The sequence below is a fragment of the Dellaglioa sp. CoH-57-MRSF-17 genome (genome assembly GCF_056782015.1).
This window is the reverse complement of sequence record NZ_JBXAXY010000003.1, coordinates 63738-76693: the sequence shown is the minus strand read 5'-3', so window position 1 is coordinate 76693 and position 12956 is coordinate 63738. Positions and strand designations below refer to the sequence as shown.

At 34.5% G+C, this 12956-nt stretch carries 13 protein-coding genes; 6 read left to right on the top strand and 7 right to left on the bottom strand.

Features of this window, described 5'->3' with window-relative positions:
- Positions 1-109 precede the first annotated feature (109 nt).
- The 3 genes from AC1RPJ_RS04145 (at position 110) to AC1RPJ_RS04135 (ending at position 2270) form a co-directional block, all read left to right on the top strand.
- On the top strand, positions 110-1087 hold the full coding sequence (locus tag AC1RPJ_RS04145; RefSeq protein WP_481761577.1) for a Gfo/Idh/MocA family protein: 978 nt from the start codon (positions 110-112) through the stop codon (positions 1085-1087).
- 89 nt (positions 1088-1176) lie between these two features.
- Positions 1177-1872 (top strand): DNA/RNA non-specific endonuclease, encoded by a 696-nt coding sequence (locus AC1RPJ_RS04140; protein WP_481761578.1) that lies wholly within the window; start codon positions 1177-1179, stop codon positions 1870-1872.
- A 20-nt stretch (positions 1873-1892) separates the two neighbouring features.
- Positions 1893-2270, top strand: a complete 378-nt coding sequence (locus tag AC1RPJ_RS04135; RefSeq protein ID WP_481761579.1) for a hypothetical protein — start codon at positions 1893-1895, stop codon at positions 2268-2270.
- A gap of 80 nt (positions 2271-2350) precedes the next feature.
- Here the strand turns inward: AC1RPJ_RS04135 and AC1RPJ_RS04130 are convergent, their stop codons facing one another.
- From AC1RPJ_RS04130 to AC1RPJ_RS04120, 3 genes are all read right to left on the bottom strand, one after another.
- Positions 2351-2941: an ECF transporter S component gene (locus AC1RPJ_RS04130; protein ID WP_409022067.1), complete on the bottom strand. Its 591-nt coding sequence runs from the start codon at positions 2939-2941 to the stop codon at positions 2351-2353.
- Positions 2942-3087: 146 nt separating this feature from the next.
- The gene (locus AC1RPJ_RS04125) at positions 3088-4056 is read right to left on the bottom strand and encodes an AEC family transporter (RefSeq protein WP_409022066.1); all 969 of its coding nucleotides are present in this window, start codon (positions 4054-4056) and stop codon (positions 3088-3090) included.
- 29 nt (positions 4057-4085) lie between these two features.
- On the bottom strand, positions 4086-5726 hold the full coding sequence (locus tag AC1RPJ_RS04120; protein ID WP_481761580.1) for a malolactic enzyme: 1641 nt from the start codon (positions 5724-5726) through the stop codon (positions 4086-4088).
- Between the two features lie 136 nt (positions 5727-5862).
- Between AC1RPJ_RS04120 and AC1RPJ_RS04115 the strand changes: the two genes are divergently transcribed.
- The 3 genes from AC1RPJ_RS04115 to AC1RPJ_RS04105 all read left to right on the top strand — a co-directional run bounded on the left by AC1RPJ_RS04115 (position 5863) and on the right by AC1RPJ_RS04105 (position 8595).
- Positions 5863-6744: a LysR family transcriptional regulator gene (locus tag AC1RPJ_RS04115; protein ID WP_481761581.1), complete on the top strand. Its 882-nt coding sequence runs from the start codon at positions 5863-5865 to the stop codon at positions 6742-6744.
- Positions 6745-6881: 137 nt separating this feature from the next.
- Positions 6882-8192 (top strand): Y-family DNA polymerase, encoded by a 1311-nt coding sequence (locus tag AC1RPJ_RS04110; RefSeq protein WP_481761582.1) that lies wholly within the window; start codon positions 6882-6884, stop codon positions 8190-8192.
- Positions 8185-8595, top strand: coding sequence for a hypothetical protein (locus tag AC1RPJ_RS04105; RefSeq protein WP_481761583.1), 411 nt, complete (start codon positions 8185-8187; stop codon positions 8593-8595). Before AC1RPJ_RS04110 ends, AC1RPJ_RS04105 begins: the two co-directional genes overlap by 8 nt.
- A gap of 114 nt (positions 8596-8709) precedes the next feature.
- On the opposite strand, the gene recA is transcribed toward AC1RPJ_RS04105, so the two are convergent.
- From recA to AC1RPJ_RS04085, 4 genes are all read right to left on the bottom strand, one after another.
- The gene (gene recA, locus AC1RPJ_RS04100) at positions 8710-9870 is read right to left on the bottom strand and encodes a recombinase RecA (protein ID WP_481761584.1); all 1161 of its coding nucleotides are present in this window, start codon (positions 9868-9870) and stop codon (positions 8710-8712) included.
- Between the two features lie 215 nt (positions 9871-10085).
- Complete coding sequence (locus AC1RPJ_RS04095) at positions 10086-10511, bottom strand: MarR family winged helix-turn-helix transcriptional regulator (RefSeq protein WP_409022061.1); 426 nt, start codon at positions 10509-10511, stop codon at positions 10086-10088.
- A 168-nt stretch (positions 10512-10679) separates the two neighbouring features.
- Positions 10680-10985 carry a rhodanese-like domain-containing protein gene (locus AC1RPJ_RS04090; RefSeq protein ID WP_481761585.1) on the bottom strand — a complete coding sequence of 102 codons (306 nt, stop codon included), beginning with the start codon at positions 10983-10985 and terminating at the stop codon, positions 10680-10682.
- 239 nt (positions 10986-11224) lie between these two features.
- Complete coding sequence (locus AC1RPJ_RS04085; RefSeq protein ID WP_481761586.1) at positions 11225-12802, bottom strand: BCCT family transporter; 1578 nt, start codon at positions 12800-12802, stop codon at positions 11225-11227.
- Positions 12803-12956: the final 154 nt, after the last annotated feature.

The window sequence follows — 12956 nt, the reverse complement described above, 5'->3', positions numbered from 1 at the left end:
TTGTTTCACTTATTTTACCCTAATTCTATATCTATTACCATCGTATTTTTTCTCTTTTTATTAAATTTCTGTTAAGCTTGAGCTATCTTAAATGAGACAGGAGAACATAATGACAAAAAATTTAAATTGGGGAATTATTGGACTTGGTAACATCGCTCACAGCTTTACAACTTACTTTGATCAACCATTTGGTGAAATCTATGCCGCTGGCTCAAGAAACTTAGAAAAAGCGCAAACTTTTGCTAACGAATTTAATATTCCACATGCCTATGGTAACTATGAAGACTTATTAGCTGATGATGAAATTGACATCGTTTACATTGCGACACCTCACAACTACCATATCGACACAATCTTGGCTGCACTTAAAGCTGGCAAGCACGTCTTAAGTGAAAAAGCAATCACCATGACTAGTGATGAACTTAAACAAGCAACTGATTTAGCTGAAGAAAAAGGCTTGATTTTACAAGAAGCAATGACTATTTATCATATGCCACTTTATAAAAAAATTATTGAAGTAGCTGAAGAAAAAAAATTAGGCAAACTAAAAATGGTCCAAGCCTCATTTGGTAGTTTTAAAGATCCTGATCCAACAAATCGTTTCTTCAATCCTGATTTAGCTGGTGGCGCATTATTAGATATCGGTGTTTATGCATTAGCCTTTGTCCGTCAATTCATGACAGCCACACCAGAAATCACAGGTTCAGCAATGAATTTATTCGAATCAGGTGTTGACGAATCTGAAACGATTAGTTTACAAAATGCCAATAATGAACTCGCAACTGTTGCCTTAACATTCAGAGCTAAAATGCCTAAAATGGGTATTATTGCTTATGAAGGTGGTTACTTTACTGTTTACGATTATCCTCGAGCTAATAAAGCTGCTCTTGTATTATCTGATGGAACAGCTACAGAAATCACTGCCGGCCATACAAAACAAGCCATGAATTATGAAATTAAAGATGTTCAAGATATGGTTTTGGGTAATTTAAATCCTAAACCATTCTTAGAAAAAACAACAGATGTTATGTCAATAATGACACAAGCTCGTGAACAATGGGGCTTTAAATATCCTTTTGAAAAATAAGCTTCATCTGAAAAGTTATCACTAGAAATTGTTGATAACTTTTTTTAATTCCATGCTACACTAAAAGAAAAAGAGTTGGAGTTAATTTTATGAAACGAAAGAAACGTTATATTCAGAATCGAACACGTAATTATCTAATTGGACTTGCTGTCATTTTAGTTGTCTCCCTTTTCAGCGGAAAATTACCTAGTACTGTAAAAGATTTGCTACAAACAAATGGCAATTCAACTTCAGTCAATGTTAAAAATGGGACAGGAACAGCAAATACTAGTTCTATTAATAGTAGCAAGGCCATTAATGGAATTGTGGATAATGGTGCGCCAACCTTTTCAAAAAGTGATCTTGCAGATAATGCCAATGGTTGGATAAAATACGGCGCTCTTGACTCTCTTGGCCGTGCTACTCAGGCCAATGCTCTTTTAGTTAAAGCTTTAGAATCTAGAGGGTCATCAGCAGATTCTTCAATTCGACCAACTGGTTTTGTGTCAGGGCTGTCACCTTATTTTCATTCCCGTGGACATTTAATCGGTCGACAACTTGGTGGTAGTGGTGATAAAAAAGAAAATTTAGCAACATTATATCAAAACCCTGTTAACACACCCTACATGACCAAGTATGAAAACGCAGTTCGTGCAGCAGTTGATAAAGGAGATCATGTCCGTTATCAGGTAACACCAATTTTTTCTGGTAAGTCACTTTTCCCTAAAGCAATTCAAATGCAAGGTAAAAGTACAACTTCTTGGGGCAATATTAAATTTAATGTTACTATTTTGAATAAACGTTAATTCAAAGGAGTGTGTTATTCATGTTCACAGAATTAAAAAGTCAACTGATAGATTCAGCACCACAAACGCTACAACAATTATTACTTAATTCAAATATCCGTCAGACAAATGATGGCTATTTACAATTTCCTGGCAGCTCACTTCAAACACAATTTTTAGAAACAATGAACTTCTTGAAAACACCTGATACTATCTCTTTGAACTGGGATGACGTTTGTATCTTAGGTCAGACAATTGATGGTGATTATCTAGCAGGTGATCACTATTCAACAACCTTTTTTATTCCTAGTAGTCTGCTAGCAGATGATACTGAAATTCATCATATGCCTATAATCGACGCATTAATTGCACTAGAAAATGGAACATTAGATTCTAAAATTATTTCTAAATTCAACTAAAAAAAGTTATTAACAGCGAAATATCATTCGTTGTTAATAACTTTTTTATTTTTACCTATTAGCATCGTGTATTTTGTTCTCTAACTTTTCCGAACTATTTTTTGTAAAGGTCTTGCTATCAATGGCGCAACAATCCCTGCTAAAATCATCTCTGGAATACCGTTTGTGACAACTAGTCCCATAATATATGGTAATAATTGTGCCATATCAACTTTATAAAAATTAGCTGCTTGCCCATGATATAAAAGATAGATAAGGCCTAAAACTAAAACCGTATTAACCAATGAACCAAAAACAGAGGCAATAATCATGGCTAACGTTTTGTTTTTCCACCATTTATATAAAAAGTAAAAAATGACTGCTGTCACAATTCCAATTAAAATTCTTGGCACAATTGCTATAAGTGGATTTGTAAAAACAATGGGTGCAAGTGGACTAGTTGGCGACACAAACGCCCTGATAAATGTGATTAATCCCCAGACACCACCGATAAATGCACCATCTTTCCAGCCAAACACTAAAGCAGCAACAATCACCGTGATATGAATGGTTGTGATGCTTAAGGGGCCAACAGGGATGTAACCAAATAATGGCACAAAATTTTGAACAATAATGATTGAAATAAATAACGCCAAAATACTCATATGATATGTTTTATTATTAGTTTTCATCTACTTACTCCTACAAATTTAATCATTTCACTTCCGTTCCCTTATTATAACCGATTTAACGATTGTTACCATTTAATATGCAAAAAAATAGAACGTCACTAATTATAGAGGTAATCAGTGACGTTCTATTTTAAATAAATTTTATATTACATGAATGAGATAAGGGTCGTTAAAACAGGAACAACAATGATGAACAAGATTGTACTTGTTGTAACAATGTTTGTTGCGTATTTAACGTCTCCATGTGCTTCATTAGCTAAGATTGGTAATACGGCTAACATTGGTGTAGCTGATTGAACAATCAAAGTTTTTTGTAATAATGGTGCTAAATCTGCACCAGTTAAATGTGTACCTAAAAGAATAACAGCGATTAAAATGATTGGTGATAAAATAAAACGTCCAAGTAATGCAACGACTGTATCACGATCAAATCTGATACTCTTCAAACCGGCTTTAGCTAACACAATACCAATATAGATTAATGATAATGGTGTAACTAATCCACCAACATAACCTAATGTTTGGCTAATAAAATCAGGAACTGGAATTGCAAGAACCAAGAAGATTAATGCAACGATGAACCCAACAAGTGGCATTGGGATTACTTTAGCCCAGTTAATTTTCTTTTTCGTTTTATCTGATTTGTCTTTTGTTGGATCATCATTTGAAATTAAGAAAACACCAAATGCCCATGTTGAAACTGTATTAATAATATAGTAAACAAGGAAATATGAGATACTCTTATCGCCAAACAACGCAATATTTAAAGGTAAACCAATGAAAATTGTATTTGCATTAACAACGGCATTCATGAAGATACCACGACGACCAGGTTTGATGTTCAAGATATGAACAAGTGCCCATGCAATTAAGTAACCGATAATAACAGCAATTGCTGGGTAGAGTAAACTACCTGACAATGCAGCTAATTGATCACGTTTTAAATATTTTAAAACAGAAACGAAAATTGAAGCTGGTAAAGCAATTTTTGTAATTAATGATGAGATATTGCCACCAAATGAATCAGCGAACCAACCTTTAACTTGTAAAATGTATCCAAGTACCATCATCAAAACAACAACTAGAACACTTTGAATTGATTGGAAAAATACCATAATTAATTGTCCTTCTCTCTACGCTTTTTTTAGTATTTAGGTGTCCATTTCATATCTGAGACAGCCTTTTTAACATCTGTAATTGCTTCTTTGTTTAATTTTTGGTCAACAACACTTTGGGCAACTACTTCAGCAATTGTTTGTGAGAATTCTGCTAAATGTGTTACTGGTGGTAATACGGCAGCACCAACGGCTGTAGTATCAACGATTCCACCTAAAGCATGACTAGCTTGTGATAAGATTTCGCCATTAACTCTTGAAGATGTTGAAGCGATAATCCCAAATCCAAGACCTGGGTACATAAGTGCGTTGTTTGCTTGACCAATTTGGTAAGTAACACCTTTGTAATCAACATTATCAGCTGGAATACCAGTAGCAACTAAAGCTTTACCATCAGTCCATGCAATCAAATCTTCAGCCTTAGCTTCTGCTAATTTTGTAGGGTTTGATAATGGGAAGATGATTGGACGTTCAACATGTGAAGCCATGTCTTGAACAATTTCTTTTGTAAATGTACCAGGTTGTGTAGATGTACCAATCATAACAGTTGGTTGAACAGCTTTAACAACAGCTTCTAAAGAAGTTAATTCATCAGCATTAGCAAATTCTGAACGTTTATGCGTAAATTCTTTTTGGCCAGGTGTTAAGTCTTCTGTATCATCAAATAACAATCCTTGTTTATCAACTAAGAAGAAACGTTTGCGAGCATCTTCTTCTGAAACACCAGCGCGTTTCATTTCGTCCATAATTTGGTTAGCAATTCCGACACCAGCAGTACCAGCACCATAAGTAATAACTGTTTGGTCAACAATTGAACCTTTAGTGATACTTAGAGCACCTAAGATACCAGCTAAAACAACAATCCCTGTACCTTGGATATCATCATTAAATGTTGTGATTTCGTTTTGATATTTTTCAAGAATATTAGCAGCATTTGAACGGCCAAAATCTTCCCAATGTAATAACAATTCTGGGAACAAGTTCTTTGTACTTTGGACAAAGCCATCAACGAAGTCATAGTATTTGTCACCAGTTACACGTTCATGTTTGTTACCAAGGTATAATGGATCATTCAATAATGTTTCATTATTTGTTCCAGCATCAATAGAAACTGGTAAAACTTGTGAAGGATCAATTCCAGCAGCAGCTGTATAAACCATTAATTTACCAATTGCGATATCAACACCGTTGACACCCCAATCGCCCATACCTAAAATACCTTCAGCATCTGTCACAACGACTAAACGAATGTCACGTCCTGCAGCAGCATTTTTTAATGTTGCTTCGATATCTTCTGGATGATCAATTGATAAGAATGCAGCGTTTTGTGGATTTACATAAATTTCGTTGTATTCTTCGATTGAATCAGCAACAACTGGATCATAAACAACTGGCATAAATTCAGCCACATGTTGTCCCATTAAGTAGAAAAATAGTGTACGGTTTTCATTGAATAATTCCATTAAGAAATGGCGTTTTTCAAGACCAGTTTCTTTACTTAAATATTGTGCGTAGTTTTGTGTTGCTTGTTCTTCAATTGTTTGAACTTTAGCTGGTAACATACCAATAAGTCCTAATTCACGACGTTCTTCCATTGTAAATGCTGTACCTTTATTTACAAATGGGTTATTTAACATATCTTGTGCTTTTGTCATCATTAATTCCTCCATTATTTTTTTATATTTTATTTTCTCTTTAACTTACAAGAGCAAGAATACACCCCTTTAAAAATTATAGTCAAACATGTGTTATACTATAAATATTATTTATATGAGGATTATAAACGTTGATTTAGAGGAGATTATAATGAACATTCGAGATTTAGAATATTATCAACAAATAATTAATTTGAGAAATTTTTCAAAAGTTGCTCATTTTTTTTCAGTTAGTCAACCAACAATCACAACTGCAATGAAACGCTTAGAAACTGAATTAGACACAAATCTGATTATTCGTGATCAATCACATCATCAAGTTTCTTTTACACCAAGTGGTGAACAATTCGCTGAACATGTTAATATTATTCTCAAAGAATTAACAATTGCTAACCAAGAAATTAACCAACTTAAAAATGAGCACGTTCGATTTGGATTACCACCTATTATAGGAACGTACTATTTTCCGCAAATTGTCAGCAATTTATTTAATTCAGGTCTGATTAATCATCTAGATACAGTTGAGAACGGTTCCCAAGCCCTACTTCTTCAGTTAATAAACGGATCATTAGATATGGCTTTATTAGGTTCCGTTAAACCAATAGAAGATGACCGCTTAATTGCCAGAAATTTTGCATCTAAACACTTCAAGATTATCGTTAGCAAACATCATCCACTTGCTTCAAGAGAATCCGTTAAATTTTCTGAACTTCGAAATGAAAAATTTATTATGCAAAATGAGGGTTTTGTTCATCCAATCGCTTTTAAAGAGTTAACAACAAAAAATCATTTCAAACCAAAGATTATCTATACAACAAGTGACAGTCAGATTATTAAAAAAATGGTTACCGAAAATGTTGGTATTGGTTTTTTAACAGAACTAGCATTGGATGCTGCAGATGATTTAGTCTCACTCCCCTTATCGGAATTAGATCAACCTAAATTTTTAATGTCACTCGTTTATCGTACAAGTCATATTTTAACGCCTACACAAGCAAAATTAATTGACGTTTTAATTGATCCTTCTATCTAATAAGAGAATAACTTATACCTTAAATATAAAGGTATAAGTTATTCTTTTTATTATTTATAGCACCGCTTGACTAAATATCATTGACTAAAGAAACGTATGTTCGTATAATTGGATATATGTTAAGGAGGTTTCCTCGAATGTACAATTATAGTAACGAACCTAGAAAAGTCATCTTTATGATTGATTCAAAATCTTTCTATGCTTCTGTCGAATCAGTTGCACGCGGTCTTAATCCATTACGCTCTATTCTCGTTGTTATGTCTACAGCAAAGAATACAGGTAGCGGGTTAGTACTAGCTGCTAGCCCTATGGCTAAGAAAATATTTGGTATCACAAACGTATCACGAGCTACTGATGTTCCAATTCATGATAAACGTTTAGTTGTTGCCCAACCCAGAATGAATCTTTACATAGAAGAGAACTTAAAAATCAATAAGCTATTTCAACAATTTGCCTCAAATGACGATATTCACCCATACTCTATCGATGAGTCAATTATTGATATGACGACTAGTTGGAAACTTTTCGGAAATAGTCCCTATGAAGTTGCTCGTAAAATTCAACTTGCGGTCAAAGGGGAAACAGGAATTTATACAACCGTTGGTATTGGTGATAATCCACTTCTTGCTAAATTAGCTCTGGATATTGAAGCAAAACATAACCATAGTTTAATTGCTGAATGGCATTATGAAGACGTCCCCGATAAGTTATGGCCAATAACACAACTTGACGATATCTGGTCAATTGGATCTAAAACTGCCGAAAAATTACAAAAAAATCATATCAATTCAATGAACGATTTAGCTCACTTCAACCCATATGAATTAAAAAACAAATTTGGCGTAATTGGTAGCCAATTATTTGCGTTTTCTTGGGGAATTGATCGTTCAATCATTCATGATAAATATACCCCCAAGGAAAAATCCTATGGTAATAGCCAAGTCTTACCAAAAGACTATGTTATCCAATCTGAAATTGAAGTCGTTATTCGTGAAATTGCAGAACAAGTAGCAGCACGATTACGTTCTCATCACAAAGTGGCTACTGTCATTAATTTAGGCATTGGATTTTCTTTAGCCGAAACGACAGATTCTGGAAAAAGATATTCAGGCTTTGGTAGTTCATTAAAAATTGATTCAACAAATAGTAATGCCCAAATCACAAAATATGCCATCGACCTATTTCGAAAAAAATGGCGTCATGAAGCTCTAAGACATATTAGTATTTCGTGTGGCAAATTAGTTGACGATAATAGTCAACAATTAGACATGTTTGACACTAATAATACGGAACAAAAGAATCACAACTTGGACAATACCATTGACATCATACGAAAAAAATATGGTTTTAAATCGATCGTAAAACTTTCCAGTAAGTCTGAAGGTGCAACAGCTATTTATCGCGCTGGGTTAGTCGGTGGCCATGCTGGGGGTAATACCTATGAGTAAAACAACTGATGTTGATGCAAATTTGATAAATCAATTTTTAAAATATGATTATCACGATCGCGGTATGATGAAATGGCAAGGATTCTATTTAAGCGACCATACATCGGCTCGAACAAAAAAATTAAACGAAGAGACACGAAAACAGAAATTAACACATGACATTAAGATGAATGATACTAAAATTGCAGAAGTAATCAATTTGGCAATCATTAAATCCACCCCTGTCACTGTTGATCTCACTAATAAAAATTTGGATGATACACTTTTAGAACCTATACAGGGACTCATTAATGGCTGGTATGAAGATAATATAATTATCAATCATATCACCGTTAAAATTAATGATATTCATGCAATATCATTAAGCCAAATGACTAATGGAGAAGGTAGAAGAAGTATATAAGTAGATAACTTCTACTTACTATACTTCTTCTACCTTTTTTGTTTGATTAATTATAAAAAAACCTCCAGTATTGGATTGGTCCAATACTGGAGGTTCACTTTACTATTTTTTTTATTAAGCTTCTGGTAAATCTAATGTTTCGATTTTTGAATCTAACACTGGAGCATCGTCAGCTTTTTTAACTTTTTTAGTTGTTTTCTTTGGTGCTGCTGATTCTTCCTTAACTTCTTTAGCAGGTTCTTCATCGGGTGCAAATAATTTTGCACGAACTTCTTGGTCCATATCATGTAACATATCAGGTTTTTGTTCCAAAATATTAACGACATTTGGTTTACCTTGACCTAAACGTTCGCCATGGTATGAGAACCATGACCCAGCTTTTTCAGCAATACCATTTTCAACAGCAAGATCTAAGATATCAGCAGTAGCTGAGATACCTGACCCGTACATCATATTTAATTCAGCAATCTTAAATGGTGGTGCTACCTTGTTTTTAACAACTTTAATAGTTGTTTCATTACCAATGACATCCGTACCATCTTTAATTTGTCCACGGCGACGAACATCTAAGCGAATTGTTGCGTAGAATTTTAAGGCACGGCCACCTGGTGTTGTTTCAGGGCTACCGAACATGACACCAACTTTTTCACGTAATTGATTAATAAAAATAACAGTTGTTCTTGTTTTGTTGATTGAACCAGCCAATTTACGGAGAGCTTGTGACATCATACGAGCTTGTAACCCAACATGAGCGTCACCCATTTCGCCTTCAATTTCTGCACGAGGAACTAAAGCTGCAACTGAATCGATAACGACAAGATCAACGGCACCACTGGATACCAAAGCATCTGCAATTTCTAATCCTTGTTCACCAGTATCTGGCTGTGATAATAGTAATCCATCAATATCAACACCTAATGCTGTTGCATATGCGGGATCCATGGCATTTTCAGCATCGATATAAGCAACTGTACCACCATTTTTTTGGACTTCTGCTGTTGCATGAAGTGCAATTGTTGTTTTACCAGAACTTTCTGGTCCGTATATTTCAACAATACGGCCTTTAGGAAAACCACCAACTCCCAATGCGTAATCCAATGATAAAATCCCAGTTGAAGTAACATCAATCTTCGTGTCAGCTTTGTCCCCCATCTTCATGATGGCACCTTGTCCGAATTCTTTTGTAATTGCTGATAACGCTTTTTCTAGTGCTGCTTCGCGTTCTTTACCGTCTTTTCTTTTGCCGTCTCCGGTTGCAATACTTCTGTTAGCCATAGTTAGTAACCATCCTCTCAATAGTAGAACATCTGTTCGTTTCCATTTACTTATCATACCTCATTAAAATTTATATCGCAAGCGTTAAATCATCTTTACCGAAAATAAAAAGAACGATGCAATTATCGTTCTTACTAGGTATCGATGTATTCAATTATACTGCATGCTCATTAATTAAGTACGCCATTTTCTTAAATAATTTCTATTTATTTAACTTATTCCATCGATTCAATCTGACTAATTGTCTCTTTTAAAACGCGTCTGAACGTTGCAAGATCCTGCCCTGTAACTTGCGTTTCCAATTTACTTTCCAATTGATTCCAAAAGTCACTATTAAAAGTTGTTAGACCTTTATACTTATCCGTAACAGATAAGTGAACAACTCGTTTATCTGTTATATCAGCCTTTTTTTCCACTAATCCTAATGTGATTAATTTTTTCAAATGGTAATTCGTATTTGGCGTTGATTGATTCAACAATTTTGAAACGCGTCCAATTGTTGGACTGTTCAACTGTTCGATCGCATTTAGATAATAAGTATCAATTGTCCCCAATTGTTTAATGTTCATTAGTCCATCTTGTTTCCCATACAAGCTCAACAACTGATTTAATTTGTTGAAAGTCCCACTTAACTCAATCATTTTGACCCTCCTAGTTATAGATCGCCTTAGTTCCCACCCAAAATAAAGCAAAAAATTATTGATTTCTAATACATAAATGTTTATTTGACTTATTATAATGTAAAAAGAGGCGTATACACAAGTAATACGTCCCCGATTTTAATAAAAATATGTTATCACTGAAAACGTTTAACTACCTGTAACTGTTGAACCTTGCCAGCTAAGCATTCCGCCATATACATCAACAACATCATAACCTTTTTCAAATAGGATATCTGCAGCTTGTGCACTACGACGTCCTGATCGACAAATAATATATGCTTTACCTGTTAATTCATAATCGTCAACTTCATCTAACGGAATATTAATTGACCCAGGAATATGGCCTTCAGCAAACTCGTCATCTTCTCGAACATCAATAATCTGTGGCTTTTGTGCTAATAATAGGTCAAGTTCCGTAGTCGTAATTGTTGGAATATCATCTTCAAAGTTCATTTAGTTACCCTCTTTTATTTAGTTATGGTTTTTATTAGTCTGTATCAATTTATTATCTATATTATCATATGTTTTTATTTCATATTTTTCAAATATTTAGATTTTAATATTGATAGATTTAGAAGGCTCTAAGGTAAGACTTACGTCTCTTTTTAATTGGGAACAGCGTAGGTTATAACATAATACTAAAAATGGGTACTAAAAAGCCACTCCATAATAACGGAGTGGCCTCTTTATATTTAATTATTACTATCATGTATCACATGTTGATAAGAAACTAAGTTCTTCTTTAATTTTCCAAAAATTTTAACCAATGAATCATGAGCACTTTCCGTTGAACGATCTTCGGCTAAGTACTGCCACGTTGAAATAATCAATAACAGTGACACAAAAATTAATGGGAACCCAGCTAATAAACAGATAGCTTGGATTGTTTTAAAACCACCAACGAAGACGATACCAAATGAGAATAACATGAAAATTCCCATCCAAACCAAGCGGTTAAACAAACTTGGTTGCTCTGTCGGTTTGAGTTTTGTACTAGTAAACGACGACACGATAAATGCAGATGATGAAATCGTCGTTGCTAAGAAGATAAAACATGAAATCGCATAGATAACTAACATTACGTATTTAAATGGCAATGTTGAAATAACTTGTGCAATTGCTGCAGCTTGACCATATACATTCAGTGTATGAATTAAATCAGCAGCTCCACTTTGTTGTAAATAGAGTGAATAACCACCTAAGATTGCGTAGAAACTCATACATCCTAAAGCACCATACGCAAGCATCCCTAATATCACCTGACGAATCGTTCGTCCACGCGAAATTCTAGCAATGAATAAGCCCATGAATGGCATGAAAGTTAACCACCAACCCCAATAGAAAATAGTTTCCGATTTAACAGGGTCAATCGCATGACCTAATCCTGAAGCTGTCCCTGTACTCATTGCTACAAACTGAGTAACCATCAGTACAAGACTGTTACCTTCTGACTTCAAAATATAAACCGTTGGTCCAACTAACAGAACAATTAACAAAAAGCCAATGGCTGTCCAAATATGAGCTGAACTCAATCGATCAATCCCACCCTTAATTCCTTTAAACATGGTTAACGTGAAAATGCTGAACAGGACAACAAATAATGCTAATTTTAAAAGTATTGTATCTTGGACTCCCGTTAATGTTGCGATAATTTTTGATAATACAGGTATTTCCATCCCAACTGATGAACCAACACCGCCCATAATACCGAAAACGACAAGAAAATCAATTATTTTTCGTAAGATTTTTTTATAAGGCTGATCCCCTTTTAACATAGGAATCACATCACTAACACACATAACTTTCGCTTTTTTAACGTACATAACGTATGAAATAATTACAGCTGAAGATGCAAACATCATCCACGCCATTGGACCCCAATCAAATTGACCTAACATGTGAGCATTTTGATAATTAGCAGGAGACATCGCTTTAGCACCAAACAAAGGTTGTTGCACGTAGCGAAGTGGATCAACCATGCTAAGCATTAAAATACTGGCATCAATGGCCGTCGCAAATACCATACTACCCCATTTAAAATCACTGTATGCCGGCTTTTCGCCTTTATTACCCAATGTAATTTTGCCATAATGGCTTAATGCAATATATAAAAAGAAAACAAAATTGAGAATATAGATACCAAGGTAAGCCCAACTCAAGTGGGCCGTAATAGCATCCATTATTGAACCTAATTCTGCCTTCAAACCAGACCCACCGAGTAATAATCCAACTGATACTAAAATAAATAATGCCACAGTCGGTAAAAACATTTTTTTGTCGATATTCTGTTTTTCTAAAATAAAAATTTCCTCCTAAATTTTAGAGCACGATCTTTAATTCATCGCCGTACTCACTCCGATAATTCTGCTTTTAATTGCACAAAAAAAGCACACTGATACAGTTTCTCCACTAGGGATATCTGCA